The sequence below is a fragment of the Amycolatopsis lexingtonensis genome (assembly GCF_014873755.1).
Classification (GTDB): Bacteria; Actinomycetota; Actinomycetes; order Mycobacteriales; family Pseudonocardiaceae; genus Amycolatopsis; species Amycolatopsis lexingtonensis.
In genome coordinates this window covers 181,643-200,182 of sequence record NZ_JADBEG010000001.1, presented here as the reverse complement: position 1 = coordinate 200,182, position 18,540 = coordinate 181,643, and the positions used below count along the sequence as shown (strand labels likewise).

The following is an 18,540-nucleotide window of genomic DNA, read 5'->3' as shown; positions in this document are numbered from 1 at the left end:
GGATGGGCGGCCCGAAGTGTTCAGGCGATGCCGGTCAGCTGTCGGCGGACCAGCCGCTCAGCCGGGTCAGCAGGCGCTCGAGGACCTGCGGGTCCGCGGCCACCGGGTCGCCGGAGACGGGCTCGTCGACCAGGGTCCGGCGGTCCTGCCGCCGCGGCAGGCGCACCTGCCGCGCGTTCATCCCGCCGGGGAGGGCCAGCTCGCACCAGGTCGTGCGGGCGCCGCCGACACCGTGTTCGACGCCGACGCGTTCGCCCGGGCCCGCCTTCGGTTCCGGCAGGCCGGGGACGTCGTCGTCGACCTCGACGAGCAGCACCTCGGCGCTCAGCCGCAGCCGCAGCGTCACGAAGGGCGGCGCCTTCGGGTTGCCGGCTTCGATCACGGCCTCGACCAGCCGTCTGGCGGCCGCGGTGGTCTGCTCCAGCATGGGCCGGAGGGACCAGTCGGTGAGAATCAGGCGGACGAACAGCTCGGTGACCGGCAGCGCGCTGGGCTGCGCGACGAGCCGGATGTCGTCCATCTGGGAGGTGTGCGCGCTCAAACCTGACCTTCCTCACCCAGGTGCGGCCTCCGCGGGTGCCGCAACATGCCAACCCGCCCGCGGCGGCACGGTACCGCCCGCCTCCGGCGTCGCCGCCGCCGGGTCCCCAGGTGAGCGGGGGCGGTCAGACGCGGGCCGGGAGCCAGAGCTCGTCGATCGCGCGCTCCGCCGTCGCCAGGCTCGCGTCGGCCAGCGGGATGAGCTCCGCCATCGCCGGGTTGACGTGGGCCAGCGTCAGCTCCGCGGTGATGAAGCGCGGCTCCAGGCCGGTCAGCGAGACGCCGTGCGGGAGCCACCGCTCGGCGTGGTCCCAGCCTTCGCGGGGCGTGCCCTCGCCGTACCCGCCGCCCCGGGACGCCAGCACGATGAACTCGCGGCCGCCGAGGAGGCCGGTCTGCGTTTCGTGGTCGACCGAGAGTCCCGGGGCGATCAGGTGGTCGACCCAGGCCTTGACGCTGCTCGGCGCGCCGAAGTTGTACAGCGGCAGGCCCAGCAGGACCGTGTCGGCCGCCTTGATCTCGCCGACCAGCTCGGTGGTCCGCGCCCACGCGGCCGCCTGCTCGGGCGTGCGCTGCTCCGGCGGCACCATGCCGGCCATGCCGCTCGCGGAATCGATGTGGGGCAACGGGTGCGCGCCCAGGTCGCGGTAGGTGACGGTGCCGTCCGGGTGCGCCGCGCGCCACGCCGCCGCGGCCCGCGCGCTGAGCCGGCGGCTCACCGAGCGCTCGCCCTGGATGCTCGAGTCGATGTGGAGGAGATGCGCCATGTCGTTAGCCGCCCATAGATCGTTGGTGTAAGACAAACCATTAATAGCACACCGACCGTTGAACCGGCCATATACTGGGCGCATGACGTCGCTGCCGGTCGTGAACCAGCCGCCCCACCGCTGCGGGGCGCTGCTCGGCCAGCTGACTCGGCGGCTGCAGACCCGCAGCGATTCCGTGCTCAAGCCCCTCGGCCTGCGGCCGCGTCACCTGATCGCCCTGACCGTCCTGCGCGACCTGGGCGGCAGCTCGCAGCAGGACCTGGCGAAGATCCTGGAAATGGACAGCACGAACGTCGTCGGGCTGCTCAACGACCTCGAAGCCGAGAACCTGATCGAGCGGCGCCGCTCCCCCGTCGACCGGCGCCGGCACGTCGTCGAGCTCACCGACGTCGGCGCGAAGCTGCTCGTCCGTGCCGAGTTCGCGCTCGCCGCGGTCGAGGACGAGGTGTTCCACGCGCTGAGCGACGACCAGCGCGAGCAGCTCTACGAACTGCTCCACCAGGCGACGAACAAGTCCGAGACGCAGGCCTGCACCGAAAACATCGCGACCTGCTGAGGCTCAGCCGCCGGCGATGTCCTTCGCCAGCTGCCGGGCCTCCGGCAGGGTGAACTTCCCGCTGATCTGCGTTTCCCCGCCGGCGATGGCCGACTGGACGGTCGGCGCGGTCAGGACGCGGCTCTTGAGCACCATCGCGACCTGCTTGCCGACGTTCTGGGCGGTCCAGTCGGCCCAGGTCTGCGCGCCCTTGGCGGTGAAGCTGAGGTTGATGACCGAGCTGCCCGTCGCCGGGTCGAGCGCGGCGTCCACCCGGCTCACGTCCGCACCGCTGAGGAAGCCGGGGCCGAGGAGGTACTTGGTGCCCTGCACGCGGTCGCAGCTGACCAGCGGCAGCGCCGGATCGTCCCGGCCGTCCAGCGGATCCGGCTTGCCCTGGGCGCAGTCGAACCCCTGCACGGCGGCCTGCTGGGCGGCGGGATCGGTGCTCTGCCGCCCGGCGGCCGGACCGGCCGCCGGTCCCGGTGGCGCCTCGGCCAGCACCGGCCGGAACCGCAGCACCGTCCCGTCCTTGACGACGAAGCCGGTGGGCGCGGCGTGCCCGGCGACCTCGGGCGAGCACCCGGTGGCGAGCACGGCGACGGCCGCGAGCAGGAGGTTCCGCACGCCGCTCATTCTGGCGTGCCGGGCTACCCGGCCGCCAGCACCGCTTCCAGCCCGGCCGCCTGCGTGCGCCAGTCGGCCGCGTTCGGCGTGGCCCCGGTCCAGCGCAGCCCGATCCGGTTCAGCGGGTCCCGGTCGCCCGCCCACAGCGCGTCGGCCTGCTTCCGCGCGAACGCCCGGTAGGCCGCCGAGCCCGTCGCCGCGGCGAGGTCGCCGAAGTAGCGCATGAAGACGCCCTTGAACTGCTTCTGGTTGTCGTCGCAGGAACCCGTCTCGCAGGACTCGACGAGCACGCCGCCGGACGTCAGCCGCGTCATCGCCGCGTCCGCGAGCCGCTTCGCCGCGTCCAAATAGGACTGGACGCCGGTGCCGCGCCACAGCTCCAGCAGCCCGCCGATCCCGAGGCCCTGGTTGTACGTCCAGACCGTCTGGCCGTTGTTCGCGCACGACGCCGTCAAGCCGTCGTTCACCAGGCCGGACGCGTTGACCAGCCCGCTGCCGAGGTACCAGTCCCCCGCCGTCCTCGCCCGCTGGCCCCACACCGTGTCCCCGGCGATCCGCAGGTGCAGGGACGCGGTCAGCCGCAGGTACAACCCCGCGGTGACGGCGTTCTTGTACGTCCGCTCGCGGTCCCACCACACCCCGCCGCCGCAGGTGCCGGTGTCCCAGAACCCGTGGACGTAGTCCGCGATCGTCGTCGCCTCGGTGAGGTACCGCGGGTCGTGGGTGCGGTCGTAGGCGGCGATCCAGGCCAGGCCCCACCACGCGCTGTCGTCGATCGCCCGGCTGACGAAGTGCCCGTCGATCGGGTCCGAACTCCTTGCCCCGGCAGGGAAAGCGACCCGGTTGACGTCGAAGGTGCGGGCCAGCGCGGTGTCGAACCCGCCCGCGTCGGCCACCGCCGTCACCGCGACCGCGGAGTTCCACCAGCTCGACGGCCACCACGCGGTGTAGGGCTCGTAGGACCACATCAGCGCGTCGAGCGCGCCGGCCGCGCGGGTCGTCGCCGGGCGCGCCCAGGCCGTGCAGCTGCCCTGTGCGTGCGTGGCTTCCCGGCCGCACGCCCGCACCGCGCCGCCGTAGAGCCGGCCGCGGGGATCGCGGGTAGCGAACGCCGTGGTGTGCGTGCCGGCCGCGCCCGCGGGGGTGCTCGTGCGGCCCAGCGACGAGCCGTCCGGCCAGCTCGCGCCGGCGTCCCAGGAGCGGTCGAGCCAGATCTCGTCCCCCGCGCCGCCAGCTTCGATCCCGGCCCACGCCATCCCGCGGCCGTCGAAGTGGAGCCGGATCGTGCGGCCGAAGAGCGTCGCCGGCGCGACCGGCTGGCTGTCCCCGGACGCCGGGGCGCTCCGGTCGCACGCGCTGTCGCAGACGTCCGGGTAGATCCAGGCCGTGCAGCCGACGCCTTGCGCGTCGCCGCACGCGCGGACCAGGCCGCGGCGGTGGTGCGCCGGATCGGTGAGGTTGTACATCAGGGTGCGGGTGCCGGTCCACGAACCGGGGATGCTCGCCTTGCCCAGCAAGCCTTCCCAGGTGGCGCCACCGTCCCACGAGCGGTCGAGCCAGACGGCGTCGCCGGCGACGCCGTTGTCGATGCTCGCCCAGGCCATGCCGTCCGGGTCGGACGCGTGCAGCCGCAGCACGCGCCCGTTGAGCACCTTGTCCGGCAAGGGAAAACTCTCCCGCGCGGCCCGGGACGGGTCGAGGGTGTCGCACGAGGTGACGCACACGGCGGCGGCCGTCATCGCCGCGGTCGCGGGTATCGGGGACAGGGAACCGAACACGAGCAGCAGCACGAGCAATGTCCGCATCGACATCCCTCTCCACGCACCGGAGTTCTTTTCAGGATAAGAACACCGGGGCCGATCGGCGAAGGATTCTGTCCGGTTCCGGACAACGGTGGTCTAGTCCTCCGGCGGGAACAGCCGCGGCATCGCCGCGAGCATCAGCGCCGACCAGGCCACGTGGGTCAGCATCGGGGCCTGCACGCCACCCGCGCGGTGGCGCTGCGCGGCGAAAAGCGCCCCCATCACGGCGGAGGCCAGCACCAGCGCGGGGTTCCGCGTCGCCGTGGTCGACAGGACGTACGCCGCGGTGGCGCCACGCGCCCCGAACGCGTCGTAGAGCGCACCGCGGAAGAAGGCTTCCTCGGCCACGCCGGTGACCAGCGCCGTCACCGCCACCGACGGCGTCGAACCGCGGTGGGCGTGGTCGAGCACGCCGGTGATCGCGCGGCGCAGCGGCGGGATGTGCCGGGCCACCAGCGCGCAGCCGTAGAAGACGCCGAACGCGCCGGCACCCACCACCAGCGGCTGGACGACGTCCGGGCGGCCGCGCGGCACCCGGCCCGCCCCGGCGAACCAGGTCGCCGCGACCGACGCCGTCAGCGTGTGGAACCGGCGCGAACCGGGGCGGCTGGCCAGTGACGCGCCGAGCAGCCCGGACCCGGCGGCCGTGACGGCGGCCAGGAACCCCCGTCTCACGCGGTCCGCCTGCTCTTCGCGCGTTCGCCCAGCGCTTGCAGCACGGCCTCGTCGTAGCCCAGCGGCTCGAACTCGACGATCCGGCGGATCGCGTCGTCGCGGACGACGACCTCGTTGGTCATCGAGTCGATCAGCGCCCGCCCGGTCGGCACGTCGATGTCGGTGACCAGCGACAGCCAGTACGACGACAGGCGCGGAGACAGTAGCGGCACCGGCAGGATCAGCAGCGGCCTGCCTTCGATCGCCGCGACGCGCTGCAGCATGTCCCGGTAGGCCAGCACTTCCGGGCCGCCGATTTCGAAGGTCTTCCCTTCGGCCTCCGGGTGCTCGAGGACGCCGGCCAGGTAGCGCACGACGTCGGCGATCGCGATCGGCTGGGTGCGCGTGCTCACCCAGCGCGGGGTGACCATCGCCGGCAGGTGCTCGACCAGCTGGCGGGTCAGCTCCCACGACGTCCCGCCGTGGCCGATCACGATCCCGGCGCGCAGCACGGTGACCGGCACGCCGGTCTCCCCCAGCAGCCGTTCGACCTCGCGGCGGCTGGCCAGGTGTTCCGAGAGCGTGTCGTCGTCGTCCCCGAGCCCGCCGAGGTAGACGATCCGGCGGACCCCCGCGTCGCCCGCGGCACGGGCGAAGGCGCGGGCGGCGTCGGCGTCGCGGCGCTTGAAGTCCGCGCTGTCGAGTGAATGCACCAGGTAGTAGGCGGCTTCGACGTCCTTGAGCGCGTCCCGCAGGGAACCGACGTCGGCGACGTCGCCGCGCACGGCTTTCCCGGCCCCTTGGTACTTCGCGGGGTGGCGGGTCATCGCGAGCACCTCGTGCCCGGCCGCTTCCAGCGCCGGGCAGAGCTTGCCGCCCACGAAACCGGACGCACCGGCCACCAGTATCCGCATGCCCGCGACGTTAGCCGGGACGCCGTTCGCGCGCAGATCGTCCGCTACCGGCGATGCACACCGCCGCGACCACGCCCGCGCAGCCGATCAGCTGCAGCACGCTCGGCGCCTCACCCAGCAGGACGATGCCCAGCAGCACCGCGCCGACCGGCTGCAGCAGCATCAGCGTCGCGCCGGTGGTGGCCGACATCCGGGGCAGCGCGGCGGAGATCAGGATCCACCCGATCAGCTGGCCGACGACGGCGAGCGCGACCAGCCAGCCGAACGCCGCCGGGGGCGGGGTCAGGTCGAGCGTGCCGGTCGGGACGCCGGCCACGAAGGCCACCAGGCCCGCCGAAACCGTCGCCAGCGCGAGTGAGTTCGCTTGGGTGCCCTTGGCGCCGCTGAGCCGGATCAGGAACAGGTAGACCGCGTAGCCCGCGCCGGCCAGCAACGCGAAGACCGCGCCGGTCACCGGGTCCGGGCCGAACGAGCCGGAACCGGCGAAGCCACCGGCCAGCACCACGCCGGCCAGCAGGACCGGCGCCACGACGAGGAAGCGCTTCGACGGCCGTTCACGCAGGAAGACGAGCGCCAGCAGCGGCACGATGATCACCTGGACGGCCAGCAGCACGGTGGCGATGCCGGCGCCGACCCGCGGGATGGCCTCGCCCCACAGCACGAAGTCGAGGCCGAGCCCGGTGCCGGCCAGCAGCGGCAGGAGCACGCGGCGGTTCACCGTGCCCGCCTTCCGCCGTTCGCGGGCGGCGAGCAGCACCAGCACGGGCAGGGCCAGCAGGCAGCGCCAGAACGCGCTCGTGCTGCCGCTGGTGTGCGAGACCTTGATGAAGACCGACGACAGCGAGATGCAGAAGCTGCCGAGCGCGGCCAGCAGCCGCGGGTCGAACCGGCTGGTGAACGCCGGTGCGGTGGTCGTGGGGCGGGACGCGGTCGTGGTCACCCCTCCAGCGTGCGGGTCACGACTGTCAAGGACAAGCGAATGTTCCTTCGCGGAATTCGGTAGCATCACTACCGTGTTCGGACTCGAGCGGATGCGCGCGCTGCACGCTGTCGCACTTCAGGGCTCGGTCGCCGCGGCGGCCGCGACGTTGCACGTCACGCCGTCGGGGGTGTCGCAGCAGCTGGCGAAGCTGGAACGGGAGGCGGGCCAGACCCTGCTGGAACCCCACGGCCGCGGTGTGCGGCTGACGAAGGCGGGCCAGGTGCTGGCCGGGCACGCCGAACGGATCCTCGCGCAGGTCGCCGAGGCGAAGGCGGACCTGGAGCTGCTGCGCGAGGACGTCTTCGGGCCGCTGCGGATCGGCGCGATCCCGACGACCGTGCACGCGTTGCTGCCGCCCGCGCTGACCACGCTCTCCACCCAGCACCCGGGGCTGGTGGTGACGCTGCACGAAGGCGAGGCCGAGCAGACGATCCCGCGCGTGGTGTCCGGCGACCTCGACGTCGCCGTGGTGGAGAGCTGGGCGGACCGCCCGACGGAGATCCCGCCGTCGGCGACCGCCATCCCGCTGTTCGCCGACGTCGCCGACCTCGCGCTGCCCGCCGGGCACCGGCTGGCCCACCGCAAGGCCGTCGACCTGGCCGAGCTGGACGACGTGCCGTGGATCGCCTGGAGCGCCGGGTCCGGCTGCCACGAGTGGCTGACGCAGGTGCTGCGCGCCCAGCACCTGGAGCCCCGGATCAGCTGCACGGTCGGCAGCTACCCGACGCAGCTGGCCCTGGTGGCGGGCAACATCGGCGCGGCGCTGGTGCCCCGCCTCGCCCGCGACCGGCTTCCCGACGGTGTCCGCATCCTGACCACGCGCCCGGCGCTGAACCGGACGATCTTCGCGATCTGCCGCGCGGGCGAGGAGGACCGCGGCGCGGTGCGGGCTTGTCTGGACGCGCTGCGGGCGGCATCGGCGCGCTTCGAGCCCACCGGCCGCCCCTAACGACCGAGAGTTTCGCCGTGATCCCGGTCCGGACGTCATGAACGACCCCGTTCATCGCATCCGGCGCAGGGGCCCGGCAAAGTCGCGGTCGAGCGGTCTGCCGGGCGTCGTGGGGATGTCATGAACGGGTCGTTCACCTCGCCAGACGACATGAACGACCCGTTCATGACATCCCGCGACGCCGAGCCGCCCGCGGCCACCCTGCCGCCGTGACCCGCTCGATCCACGTCTTGAATGAGTCATTCAGGTCTTCTGAAGACCTGAATGACTCATTCAAGACGCTGGGGCAACGCTGCGGAGTGCACCGACGGGACTTTGCCGGGACCCTGACGTGAGGCGAGGTGAACGACCCTTTCATGACGTGCAAGACCGCCGGATCCGCCGTGCTGACCCGACTTTGCCGGGGCCCTGGCATCCGGCGTTAGGGCCCGGCAAAGTCAGGCGAGGGTGACCAGCGGGTACGCCCCCAATGTGGCGTTCGGTGCGTCCAACGCACCCAACGCCACATTGGGGGCATCCGGAACCGCGCGCCGCCCCCTAACGGCCGAGCAGCGCCACCATCTCGGTCACCAGCGGGCCGGGACGCCGGTGGTGCACCAGGAAGATCTCGCGGGTCGGCCGCGCGTCGGCGGCGTCGCGCACCTCGATCCGCGCCGGGCCCAGCCTGCCGAGCACGCCCTCCGGCACGAACGCGATCCCGAGCCCGGCCTCCACCAGTGCCAGGACGACCTGGTAGTCCCGGGTTTCGTAGGCCACCCGCAGCACGACCCCGGCGGCGTCGGCCAGCTGGTCCAGGCAGACGCGGTTGGGCACGCCGGGGCTGCCGGAAATCCAGTCCTCGCCGGCCAGCGCGCGCAGGGTGAGCCGGCTGGCCTTCGCCTTCGGGTGGCCGGCCGGGAGGATCAGGCGGAACCGCTCGGAACGCAGCAGCGTCCGCGTGAGCCCGCGGGGATCGGGCAGCGGCGCCCCGGGATAGCGGTGGGTGATCAGCAGGTCGAGGTCGCGCGAGCTGACCAGGCCGTACCCGTCGGGCGGCTCCAGGTCCAGCAGCCGCAGCGCCACCGCCGGGTGGTCGCGGCGGAAGTCCGCGAGCGCGGCGGGCACGAGCGTGCTGCCCGCGCTCGCGAACGTGCCCACGGCGAGCTGCGCGGGCTGCTCGTCGAGCAGGGCGCGGACGGTCCGCTCGGCGGTGCGCAGCTCGCCGACGATCGTCTCCGCGTGCCCGAGCAGCGCCTCCCCGACCGGCGTCAGGGTGACGCCGCGGGCGTGCCGGTGCAGCAGGCGGGCCCCGACGTCGCGCTCGAGCTTGGCCAGCTGCTGCGAGACGGCCGACGGCGTGAAGGAGAGCCGCTGGGCCGCTCTGGCGATCGAGCCGGCCCGCGCGACCTCGGCCAGCACGGCCAGGCGATGGGCGTCGAGCACCGCGACCTCCAGCCATCAGCTCCGCTGATGCCAGCATAGGAGACGTCGCTGGTGCTTACGGCGGGCCGGCGCGCATGCTGGACCCATGATCAGCACTGCGGATGTCGAAGTGGCGGCCACGCGGATCCGGGGCCGGGTCCGCCGGACGCCGGTCCTCGCCGACGACGGCGTGTGGTTCAAGCTGGAGCAGCTGCAGCACACCGGGTCGTTCAAGGCGCGGGGCGCCTTCAACCGGATCATCGCGGCGGGCGAGCTCTCGGCGGCCGGGGTGGTGGCCGCCTCGGGCGGCAACGCCGGGCTCGCCGTCGCCCACGCCGCCCGCGAATTCGGGGTGGCCGCCCGGGTCTACGTCCCCAGGAACGCGCCCGCGGTGAAGGTCGCGAAGCTGCGTGAGCTGGGCGCGGCCGTCGAGCTGGTCGGCGACAAGTACGCCGACGCTTACGACGCCGCCGTGAAGCACGCGGCGGACTCCGGCGGGCTCTTCTGCCACGCCTACGACCAGCCGGAGATCTGCGCCGGGCAGGGGACGATCGGCCTGGAACTGCTGGAAGACGTCGACGGGCTGGACACGATCCTGGTCGCGGTCGGCGGCGGCGGGCTGCTGGCGGGCATCGCCGCCGCGGTCGAGGGCCGGGCGCGGGTGGTCGGCGTCGAACCGCGGACGGCCCCGACGCTGAACGCGGCGCTGGCCGCGGGCGAACCGGTCGCGGTCGAGGTGTCCGGCGTCGCCGCCGACTCCCTCGGCGCTTCGCGGCTGGGCGACATCGCGTTCGCGGTCGCCACCCGCTCGGACGTGGGCTCGGTGCTGGTCGACGACGCCGCGATCCTCGACGCCCGCGCGGCGCTGTGGGACCGCTACCGGCTCGCCGTCGAACCCGGCGGGGCGACGGCGTTCGCCGCCCTGCGCACCGGGGCCTACCGGCCGGCGCCGGGCGAGCGGGTCGCCGTCCTGCTCTGCGGGGCCAACACCGACCCCGCGACGCTCACTTCCCCGCCAGCCGCGCAACCAGCGGCGCGAACTGCTCGGTGAACGCCCCGTTGACGCTGAAGTAGGAGACGCCGAGTTCTTCGCGGCGCCGTTCGAGCTCTTCGACCATCGCGTCGGCGCTGCCGCGGAGCATGGCGAGCGAGTCGTGCGCGATCAGCGTTTCGGCGTCGACCCCGATGAACCCGCGGATCCACGGCGGCACTTCTTCGCCGACCACCCAGATGTTCATCGCGATCTCGAGGTCGCGCTCACCGGCCGCCGCGCGGATTTCCGTGATCTGGCCGGCCATTTCTTCGCGGGTGGTCAGCGGACCGCCGGCGAGCGTGACGATGTCGGCCTTCTTCGCGGCGAGCACCCGCGCTTTCGGCCCGCCCGCGGCGATCATCACCGGCGTGTGCGCGTCGCCGTCGAGCCGCCGCACGTGGTCGACGGTCTCGGAGATCGAGTCGAGCCGCTCCTGGCCCGAGCCGTAGGGCAGGCCCAGTTCCTCCGCCTGCTGCCGCATCGACGGGAGCCCGGTGCCGAGGCCGAGTTCGAACCGGCCTTCGGTGATGGCAGTCAGGCTGTGCGCTTCCCAAGCCGCCGCCCGCGCGGTGCGCAGCGGGCTGGCCAGCACGAAGGACCCGACACGCAGGTCGGTCGTCACCGCCGCGGCGGCCGCGAGCGCCGCGGTCGGGGTCGGCAGGTTCAGGTTGTCGGGCGAGAGCAGCGTCGAATAGCCGAGCGCTTCGGCACGCAGGGCGGTCTCGCGCCACTTCGCGCCGCCTTCCTGAGCCGCCGCGACCACGCCGAACCGGAACGCCTTGCCTGCCATCGGAAACCCCCTGTGTCGGTCCTTCCGATCAAACCACCAGTGCGCCCGGCCGTGCCACCACGACCGGGCGCCCGGCGTCAGCCGCGCTGGTATTCCTCCCACGTGACCTTGGTGACCGCCGGGCCGTCGTCGGCGCCGCGGCCGGCGAGGCCGTTCATGCCCAGGTAGTAGTCGCCGGTCTGGTGCTGGGCACCCGACGACAGGTCCGGGTCGGAGATCGCCATGGCGTGGATGTGGTAGGCGAAGCCCTGGTCCGGGGTGCGCAGCCAGGCCGCGAACCCGACCTTGCGCAGCGCCTTCAGCAGGTTCGTCCGGCTCGTGGACGACAGGTTGGACACCGAGATGTCCATCGCGCCGCCGCCGTCGTGCGTCCCGGCCGAAGCGTCGACGCCACCCGGGTTGTACGAGCCCTGTGTCAGGCTGACCGACGAACCGAAGAGGCCTTCGGCGGCCACGAGCATCGCCTTGGTGCGGGTGTTGAGCGTGACGCCGTGGTAGGTGACGTGGCTGCCCGCCGAAACCGGGTTGGTGACCGTGTACCGGCCTTCGCCCAGCGTCTCCAGCGACGTCTTGCCCGGCAGGCCGGAGGCGTCGATCCCGGTGTAGCCCAATGACTTCTGGTACTGCGAGTACGCCGTGATCGTGGTGGTGCCGAAGTAGCCGTCGACGTAGGTGCTCGCCAGGAGCCCCTTCGCCTGCAGCGCCTGCTCGACGAGCAGGACGCTGTCGTGCGCGCCCGGCGTCTGGGTGTCGTCGGCCCGGCGCGGGTCGATCTGGGCCGCCTTGAGCACGGCCTCCATGTTCGCCGTGGGTAGCGCCGTCGTGACCGCGGTCTCGGCCTGAGCCGGTGCGGCCACGGCGAACGCCGCGGCGGTGAGCGCCGTCAACACGGCGGCCTTCGTGAACATCCCTGTCCTCCACTGGTCGGAATCTCTTCGGCCAGGAGGATCACCCTCGCCGGTACAAGGGACGTACAAATCGGGCTCATACCCTTGGGGGGGTAGGGTAAGAAATCGCGGTCACGACGTGTAATCCCCGCCACACGGTGTTCCAGACCCACTGGTCCAGCCGTGTTTCACGTCGTCACGGAGAGTTTTGAGGGGGCCCCTCTGGACGCTGCCGTGTTCCTTTCGTAACCTGTTCGAGATCTCGCGGCCCCCGGTCGTCGATGGACGGCGACGCGAGATCGCCGCCGATACCCCCTGCCGGGTACCGGACACCCACCGCGCGCTCTCCCTGTTGCGGCAGAGCGCGCCCGGGCGAGGCCCCCGACTCGCCCGTCCGGACCCGACGGCGGCCGAACAGCAAAGGAGACCCGCGCGAGAATGCGTACGCATCCCGTAAAGCGCGTGGTGTCAGGTGCCCTCGCCGCGGCCTCGGTGATCACTGTCGTCACCATGGCCCAGCCCCCGGCCACCGCCGCCCCGATCCCCGTCCTCCAGGCCCCGCCCGCGGGTTCGGACGCGCTGGCCAAGTACCGCGAACTCGCGGCACAGGCCGAGAAGCTCAACGAGGACCTGCTCAAGGCCCAGGACGACCTGACCGCCAAGCAGGGCCAGCTCGACAAGGCCAACGCCGACGTCACGGCCGCGAAGGACGCCGGCGCCCAGGCGATCGAGGCCAAGCAGAAGTACCAGACGCAGGTGGACAAGTTCGCCGGCGCGTCGTTCACCAGCGGTGCCCAGCTGAACAAGCTGTCGGCGCTGCTGGCCGGCACGTCCACCCAGGACTTCCTGGACCGCTCGGCCGCGCTCGAGGTCATCGCGACCGACAAGAACGCCGCGATGGACAACCTCAGCGGCGCGGCGGAAAAGGCCACCGCGGCCGAGAAGGCGGCGACCGACGCCGCGAAGCGCGCGCAGGACGCCCGTGACGCCGCCGCCAAGCTGGCGGCGGACATCGAGGGCAAGAAGAAGAACCTGCAGGCGCAGATCGACCAGATCGAGGCGCAGAGCCGGAGCCTGAGCAGCGCCGACAAGGCCGCCCAGAAGGACACCGGCGGTTCCGCGCCCAACGTCAAGGCCCCCACCGCGGCGGCGCAGGCCGCGGTCAACGCGGCGCTGAGCAAGCTCGGCAGCGCGTACGTCTGGGGCGCCACCGGGCCGAGCACGTTCGACTGCTCGGGCCTGATGCAGTGGGCGTACAAGCAGGCCGGGATCAGCCTGCCCCGGACGTCTTCGGCCCAGGCGGGCTTCGGCACCCCGGTGTCGCGCAGCCAGCTGCAGCCGGGCGACCTGGTCGCGTACTACTCGCCGGTGTCCCACATCGGGATGTACATCGGCGACGGCAAGATGGTCCACGCGCCGACGAGCGGCGACGTCGTCAAGATCTCGCCGCTGATGAGCCAGTACGCGGGAGCCACGCGGCCGACGGCCTGAGTTTGCGGCGGGGTGCCCCGTTCCGGGAAGTGTAGAAATCCCGGAACGGGGCACTTTCGCGTCATGGTCGAGAACCCTGACGCCGCCACCGTCGAAGCCGTCGGCAAGGTCACCGAGGCCCTCGAGACGATCGAGCGCGCCCGCGGGCACCTCTATTCGTTCCACCAGCTGACGGGCAGCGCGGACTTGGCCCTCGGCGACGCCGTGAAGCAGCTCGAGAAGGCCGGCCACGAGGACTGGGCGCGGCGGATCTCCGAGGAGCTCATCGGGCTCAACGTGTTACCCGATCGGTGGACTTTCCAGATCGTCGAGGAGTACGACGACGGGTACTACACGGCCTGCCGCGACCTCGAGCGTTCGCTGCTGGAGTCGTTGACCGGAGGCCGCCGCCACCTGCACGAACAGCAGATGAAGGACGACCGCCGGACCCATGGCAGGCCGGGTCACGAAGCGGGCGCCCCGAGCACCCCGCCGGCCGCCCTGTGAGCGGCGATTGTCGGACCCCCGCGCTACAGTCGAACCAAGACGAACAAGTGTTCGAATCGGAGGAGTCATGACGGATCAGGTCGAACCCAACCCGGAGAAGGACCCGAGCGACTGGACGACGGGCGACGAGCCGATGACCGGGCCGCAGAAGTCGTACCTGCAGACGCTGGCCCAGGAAGCGGGCGAAGAAGTGCCGGAGAACCTGACGAAGGCGGAGGCTTCGGCCCGGATCGACGCGTTGCAGCAGGCCACGGGCCGGGGCAGCTGAGCTCCCGGCTCGGGCTTCGTGTGCCGGACGACACGGCGTGCCGTGCCCCTTCGCGGGTATTTCTCCATGCAGATGCCCGACCACCCCGAAGGAGGACATCCCCGTGTACGCCATCGTGCTGATCGTCGCTCTGGCCGGGCTGCTGGTGCTCGGCGTGGCAGCCGTACGAGAGCTGCCGAAGCCGTATCCCCTCACCGCCAAGCGCACCCTCGTCGCGGCGTGGCTCGTGGCCGCCACCGGCGTCGGGTGGTGGGTTGCGGCGCCGGGGGCCGCGGCGCTCGTCGTGAGCGTCGTCGGGTTCGGTTTTCTCGTCGCCACCCTGAACCGCGGGCCCGAACGGCCGTCCTACCCGCCCGCCACTCCCTATCAGCCACCTCGATGAGCGGGGGTTCACCGATGTCCCAGCCGAACGAGCAGCAACCCGAAATCGCGCGACCGGAAACCGAAGACCCCGGCCGGGCGGACGATGATCTCTACGAGTCAGGGGAAGGTGAACCGGCGGACAGCGCGGAGGAAGCCCGTGGCGTCGGGCAGAAAGTGATCGGCGAACTGCGGGAGCGGCGCGAAAGCTGAGCGGTCAGGCCGCTTTGGGCGCGGCCGCGCCCATCACGCGGAGCAGGAACTCGGCGTTGGAGCCCGTCTTGCGGAGCTGCTCCAGCAGCTGCTCGATCCCGTGCGGGCCGGACAGCGCCCGGCGCACTTCGCGCATCGCGGCGAGTTCGCCCGGGGTGACTAGGAGTTCTTCGCGCCGGGTGCCGGACGCGGGGATGTAGACCGCCGGGAAAACCCGGCGCTCGGCGGCCTTGCGGTCGAGCCTGAGTTCGGCGTTGCCGGTGCTCTTAAGCTCCTCGAAGAACACCGTGTCGGCCAGCGAACCGGTTTCCACCAGGGCGGTCGCGACGACTGTGAGGGAGCCGCCACCTTCGACGTTGCGGGCGGCGCCGAGGAGGCGCTTCATCGGCTGCAGCGCGGCCGCGTCGACGCCGCCGGAAAGGGTGCGACCGGAGGGCCGGGCCGAAAGGTTGTACGCGCGGCCGAGCCGGGTGAGGGAGTCGAGCAGCAGCACGACGTCTTCGCCGCGCTCCACCAGGCGTTTCGCCCGCTCGACGGTGAGTTCCGCCACCGCGACGTGCTCGGCGGGCGGCCGGTCGAAGGTGGAGGCGATCACTTCGCCGCGCACGGTCCGGCTCAGCTCGGTGACCTCCTCCGGGCGTTCGTCGGCGAGCAGCACGAGCAGCCGGCAGTCCGGGTGGTTGGTCGCGATGCCGTGCCCGATCTCTTGCAGCACAGTGGTTTTCCCGGCTTTCGGCGGCGAAACAACGAGCGCGCGCTGCCCCTTGCCGAGCGGGGTGACGAGGTCGATCACGCGCGGCAGCAGCCGCGACGGCGTGGTTTCGAGCAGCAGCCGCTCTTCCGGGTGCAGCGGCACGAGATCGGCGAAGTGCGGACGCGGCTCGTCCGGGCTGACGCCGTCGACGCTGATGATTTCTTCGGCGGTACCGGTGATTTCGTCGCCGGCGCGCAGCTTGTGCTTGCTCACCAAGGAAAGCGGGATCGCGACATCGTCGGGCGCATGGCGGTAGCCGCGGCGGACGAGCGGGGTTTTTCCGGACAGGTCAAGGATTCCGTGAAAAGGCATGGTTGTCTCCTGATGAGGTGCAGGCCCGACGCGCGGAACGGCGCGGGCCGGGAATGAGGAAAGAGGCCGAGCGGCCTGGATCCGGGAGCTTCCTCCGGGCGGCCTGGGGGCCGGCATCCGCGAGGTGCGACTTCACTGTAGCGAGACATTTCACGAAGCACAACGGGTAAGACCCCGTCGCGGTGGGTAGCTCTGAAGAGAAGCCCGCCGACATGGGGGAAAGCGGCTGACGATGGGAGTGGATCGTGTATCGACATACCCCGCACACCGGCGTCGATACCGGCGAGAGCGCCGACGCCGACCAAACCGGGACCACGGCCCCTGCGCGCGGTGGCGCCGAAGCCGTGGTCGTCCCGCCGTTCGAAGAGCTGGCGCCGGCCTTGCCGAACGAGATGGCCGACTTGCGCCGCAAGCTGACCCGCTGGCTCGGCGAGCTCCCGCTCGATGCGGAGAGCACGCACGACATCATCCTGGCCACGTACGAAGCACTGGCGAACGTCGCGGCCCACGCCTACCCGGGCGGCCACGGCTGGGCCCGCCTCCAGGCCACCCGCACCGGCGACACGGTGACGGTGACAGTGACCGACACGGGCTGCGGAATCCCGGCGACCCGCCCCCGCACCGCGGGCCTGCGCACCTCCGGCGGCCGCGGGCTGGTGCTGATCGACAAGGTGACGGACCAGTCCGACATCGACACGGGAGACACGGGAACGACGGTCCGGATGACGTGGCGCCCGGTCTCGCTGCGCGACGCAAGCTGAGCAGGGCTCATCGCCGGCTCGCCGAGGTGGGGGAAGACCCCGACACCGAGGCGGGCCGGCGAGCTTGTATCCGGAGGGCTGGGAGCGCATTAAGTGGCGCCGAGGCCCGGCTCACTCAGCGAGACTTGGCTGAAACCTCGCGATTACAGCGGCGCGCGCACCCGACTGGGCGAGTCGGCACCCAGGCTCCGGCACATCCCCAGCTCAGTGAAGAACTCCGCCGCTCGCGGCAAGTGAGTTGGCGCTGCCATTGGCGCACGGCCAGCAGCGGGCAAGCACAGCTCCCCCTGCACCGACCGCTTCACCAGCGCGGTTCGGCGCGAAACCCGGCCAACCGACCCTACGGGCGCGGCCAGGCTTCCCTCCCCCAGGAGCCCCCTCCCCCTAAAACCTCCCTCAAGCCGCCCTAGCGAGCCGGACCAGGCGGTTCCTCGGGTACAACACCAGCTCGCGCTCATCATCCGTCGTGAAGATCTCGACGGAATCCTCCACCAGCTCCGCCGACGTCACCTGCAGTTGCCACGCGGGCAGTCCCGGCGCCGGCTCGTGCCAGAACCACTGGCCCTTGGTCAGCTGGTGCGCCGGGACCGTCGCGTCGTCCGTGTTCATGCAGTGAGGCTAGCCGCCACGACCGACAGTTTTCGCACTGCCTCAGCCATGCGTGGCACCCACTGTGATCGTCAGCACGTCCGGGTCGCCCGCGAAGACCGCTCCGCTGAAGTCCGGGCCCGGGCTCACGTCGTCGTACGGGAACGCGTAGCCGCGGTTGTCCGGGAGTTTCGAGTGGACGATCCGCGCGTAGTGGTTCGTCGTGTCTCCTGCGTAGAACTTCGCCGGGTCCTCGTCGGTCGGCTGGTTGGGGTTGGCCAGCAACGTCGTGCGGTTCAGGGCGGCCGCCAGGCGGGGGACGATGGCCTTGCGCGCGTCGCTCGCGCCAGCGGCCAGGGCGAACGGGCCGCTGTCGCAGCTCCACACGTCCGCCGTCGCCGGTTTGGCGAAGGACTCGGTGCCGAAGACCAGCTGGCCGCCCGAGACGCGGCCGGTGAACTTGCCGACGGCCGGGTTCTGGGAGTCCACGACGAGGTCCGTGCCCTCGTACTTCGCCCACACCTGGTCGATGTAGGCGTCGAGGTAACCGCCGAACTGGGAGGCGTGGTGGTGCGGCGACAGCACGCGCAGGTTTCCGCCGCCGCCGGTCTGGACCAGGCCCGGCCACTCGCCGCCCAGTGCGGTCAGCGCGGAAGCGATCTGGTCCACCGAACCCGCCGGCAAGCCTTGGACCGTCGAGGTTCCGGAGCCGGTCGTGGTCAAGGACAGTCCCATCGGGATGCCCACGAAGTCGACGTAGCTGATGTTCGCGAACAGCTGCGTGTCGTTGAACGTGAACTCGCTGAACGACCAGTTCTTGCCGTAGTTGGCGTCGCCGGAGTTCAGGAAGCTCGGGTGGACCAGGTTCGGGCCCGGGTCGAGGAAGAAGTCCAGCTTCGCGTCCGTGACGACGTAGATGCGCGCGCCGCCCATCTTGGGCACCGTCACCTGCGCGCCCGAGCCGATCGGGATCGCGCAGTCTTCGGGCAGCGGGGTCGTCGGCGCGCTCGGCGACGCCGGGTAGTACGGCGTGCCGTCGGCGCGCAGCAGCACCAGCTTGCCGTCCGGGGTCGTGCCCGTGACGTAGGCGTACGCGGTGCCGGAACCCGAGTTGTTGACGAGCTTGAGGCTGAACGTGTCGGGCGTCGCGGCGTAGGCTGACCGCGCGAGGGGCAGCACCGTGGCCGTGGCGAGCGTGGCCGCCGAAAGACCGAGGAACGAGCGCCGGGAGATCATGGTGTCCTCCACGTTGAGGAGACGGCGGAGTCCATAAAGGACATCCGAGGGCGGTGCGCAGGATTCGTTGTGGACGTAAACAAACTATGACCCCGGTTTCGTTACCTGGCAACCCTTCGAAAGAAGGTCCAGACCACCGTGTCACCGGGCCCGCGCGGTGCCCGGCCGCCGCGAATTCCAAACGCGACTC

The 18,540-nt window shown here is 71.8% G+C and carries 22 protein-coding genes; 9 read left to right on the top strand and 13 right to left on the bottom strand.

What is annotated here, in order from left to right; all coding sequences use genetic code 11:
* Positions 1 to 34 precede the first annotated feature (34 nt).
* Together H4696_RS00960 and H4696_RS00955 are read right to left on the bottom strand one after the other, a co-directional pair.
* Positions 35 to 541: a histidine kinase gene (locus H4696_RS00960; protein WP_086864459.1), complete on the bottom strand. Its 507-nt coding sequence runs from the start codon at positions 539 to 541 to the stop codon at positions 35 to 37.
* 124 nt (positions 542 to 665) lie between these two features.
* The gene (locus tag H4696_RS00955; protein ID WP_086864460.1) at positions 666 to 1,307 is read right to left on the bottom strand and encodes an FMN-dependent NADH-azoreductase; all 642 of its coding nucleotides are present in this window, start codon (positions 1,305 to 1,307) and stop codon (positions 666 to 668) included.
* 82 nt (positions 1,308 to 1,389) lie between these two features.
* Here H4696_RS00955 and H4696_RS00950 point away from each other — a divergent pair, with 82 nt between their 5' ends.
* Positions 1,390 to 1,863: a MarR family winged helix-turn-helix transcriptional regulator gene (locus tag H4696_RS00950; protein ID WP_086864461.1), complete on the top strand. Its 474-nt coding sequence runs from the start codon at positions 1,390 to 1,392 to the stop codon at positions 1,861 to 1,863.
* Positions 1,864 to 1,866: 3 nt separating this feature from the next.
* Here H4696_RS00950 and H4696_RS00945 read toward each other — a convergent pair whose 3' ends face one another.
* From H4696_RS00945 to H4696_RS00925, 5 genes are all read right to left on the bottom strand, one after another.
* Positions 1,867 to 2,478 (bottom strand): SecDF P1 head subdomain-containing protein, encoded by a 612-nt coding sequence (locus H4696_RS00945; RefSeq protein WP_169735167.1) that lies wholly within the window; start codon positions 2,476 to 2,478, stop codon positions 1,867 to 1,869.
* Positions 2,479 to 2,492: 14 nt separating this feature from the next.
* Positions 2,493 to 4,274, bottom strand: a complete 1,782-nt coding sequence (locus tag H4696_RS00940) for a glycoside hydrolase family 76 protein (protein WP_086864467.1) — start codon at positions 4,272 to 4,274, stop codon at positions 2,493 to 2,495.
* A gap of 93 nt (positions 4,275 to 4,367) precedes the next feature.
* Positions 4,368 to 4,946, bottom strand: a complete 579-nt coding sequence (locus H4696_RS00935) for a CPBP family intramembrane glutamic endopeptidase (RefSeq protein WP_086864462.1) — start codon at positions 4,944 to 4,946, stop codon at positions 4,368 to 4,370.
* On the bottom strand, positions 4,943 to 5,839 hold the full coding sequence (locus H4696_RS00930) for an NAD(P)H-binding protein (protein WP_086864463.1): 897 nt from the start codon (positions 5,837 to 5,839) through the stop codon (positions 4,943 to 4,945). The genes H4696_RS00935 and H4696_RS00930 overlap by 4 nt, the downstream gene beginning before the upstream one ends.
* Positions 5,840 to 5,849: 10 nt before the next feature.
* Positions 5,850 to 6,779 carry a DMT family transporter gene (locus H4696_RS00925; RefSeq protein ID WP_169735168.1) on the bottom strand — a complete coding sequence of 310 codons (930 nt, stop codon included), beginning with the start codon at positions 6,777 to 6,779 and terminating at the stop codon, positions 5,850 to 5,852.
* 73 nt (positions 6,780 to 6,852) lie between these two features.
* Between H4696_RS00925 and H4696_RS00920 the strand changes: the two genes are divergently transcribed.
* Complete coding sequence (locus H4696_RS00920; RefSeq protein WP_192781982.1) at positions 6,853 to 7,770, top strand: LysR substrate-binding domain-containing protein; 918 nt, start codon at positions 6,853 to 6,855, stop codon at positions 7,768 to 7,770.
* 537 nt (positions 7,771 to 8,307) lie between these two features.
* Here H4696_RS00920 and H4696_RS00915 read toward each other — a convergent pair.
* On the bottom strand, positions 8,308 to 9,192 hold the full coding sequence (locus tag H4696_RS00915) for a LysR family transcriptional regulator (protein ID WP_143265452.1): 885 nt from the start codon (positions 9,190 to 9,192) through the stop codon (positions 8,308 to 8,310).
* A gap of 85 nt (positions 9,193 to 9,277) precedes the next feature.
* Between H4696_RS00915 and H4696_RS00910 the strand changes: the two genes are divergently transcribed.
* Positions 9,278 to 10,222, top strand: coding sequence for a threonine/serine dehydratase (locus tag H4696_RS00910; protein WP_086865132.1), 945 nt, complete (start codon positions 9,278 to 9,280; stop codon positions 10,220 to 10,222).
* On the opposite strand, the gene H4696_RS00905 is transcribed toward H4696_RS00910, so the two are convergent.
* Positions 10,176 to 10,994, bottom strand: coding sequence for an LLM class flavin-dependent oxidoreductase (locus tag H4696_RS00905; RefSeq protein WP_086865131.1), 819 nt, complete (start codon positions 10,992 to 10,994; stop codon positions 10,176 to 10,178). The genes H4696_RS00910 and H4696_RS00905 overlap by 47 nt on opposite strands.
* Before the next feature lie 77 nt (positions 10,995 to 11,071).
* Positions 11,072 to 11,902, bottom strand: coding sequence for a peptidoglycan-binding protein (locus tag H4696_RS00900; RefSeq protein ID WP_086865130.1), 831 nt, complete (start codon positions 11,900 to 11,902; stop codon positions 11,072 to 11,074).
* A 417-nt stretch (positions 11,903 to 12,319) separates the two neighbouring features.
* Here H4696_RS00900 and H4696_RS00895 point away from each other — a divergent pair, with 417 nt between their 5' ends.
* From H4696_RS00895 to H4696_RS00875, 5 genes are all read left to right on the top strand, one after another.
* Complete coding sequence (locus H4696_RS00895) at positions 12,320 to 13,372, top strand: C40 family peptidase (RefSeq protein ID WP_086865129.1); 1,053 nt, start codon at positions 12,320 to 12,322, stop codon at positions 13,370 to 13,372.
* A gap of 63 nt (positions 13,373 to 13,435) precedes the next feature.
* Complete coding sequence (locus H4696_RS00890) at positions 13,436 to 13,858, top strand: hypothetical protein (protein WP_086865128.1); 423 nt, start codon at positions 13,436 to 13,438, stop codon at positions 13,856 to 13,858.
* Positions 13,859 to 13,925: 67 nt separating this feature from the next.
* Positions 13,926 to 14,126: a DUF3072 domain-containing protein gene (locus H4696_RS00885; RefSeq protein WP_086865127.1), complete on the top strand. Its 201-nt coding sequence runs from the start codon at positions 13,926 to 13,928 to the stop codon at positions 14,124 to 14,126.
* 103 nt (positions 14,127 to 14,229) lie between these two features.
* Entirely contained in the window at positions 14,230 to 14,508 is a 279-nt protein-coding gene (locus H4696_RS00880) for a hypothetical protein (protein ID WP_086865126.1), read from the top strand.
* Between the two features lie 14 nt (positions 14,509 to 14,522).
* On the top strand, positions 14,523 to 14,699 hold the full coding sequence (locus H4696_RS00875) for a hypothetical protein (protein ID WP_169735209.1): 177 nt from the start codon (positions 14,523 to 14,525) through the stop codon (positions 14,697 to 14,699).
* A gap of 4 nt (positions 14,700 to 14,703) precedes the next feature.
* Here H4696_RS00875 and rho read toward each other — a convergent pair whose 3' ends face one another.
* A complete protein-coding gene (gene rho / locus H4696_RS00870; protein ID WP_086865125.1) occupies positions 14,704 to 15,765 on the bottom strand; it encodes a transcription termination factor Rho in 1,062 nt (353 codons plus the stop codon).
* A 245-nt stretch (positions 15,766 to 16,010) separates the two neighbouring features.
* Between rho and H4696_RS00865 the strand changes: the two genes are divergently transcribed.
* Positions 16,011 to 16,526, top strand: coding sequence for an ATP-binding protein (locus H4696_RS00865; RefSeq protein WP_249027264.1), 516 nt, complete (start codon positions 16,011 to 16,013; stop codon positions 16,524 to 16,526).
* Positions 16,527 to 16,922: 396 nt separating this feature from the next.
* Here H4696_RS00865 and H4696_RS00860 read toward each other — a convergent pair whose 3' ends face one another.
* Both H4696_RS00860 and H4696_RS00855 read right to left on the bottom strand, forming a co-directional pair.
* Complete coding sequence (locus H4696_RS00860; protein WP_192781981.1) at positions 16,923 to 17,135, bottom strand: hypothetical protein; 213 nt, start codon at positions 17,133 to 17,135, stop codon at positions 16,923 to 16,925.
* Positions 17,136 to 17,177: 42 nt separating this feature from the next.
* Positions 17,178 to 18,350 carry a glycoside hydrolase family 64 protein gene (locus H4696_RS00855; protein ID WP_086861669.1) on the bottom strand — a complete coding sequence of 391 codons (1,173 nt, stop codon included), beginning with the start codon at positions 18,348 to 18,350 and terminating at the stop codon, positions 17,178 to 17,180.
* Between the last annotated feature and the right edge of the window lie 190 nt (positions 18,351 to 18,540).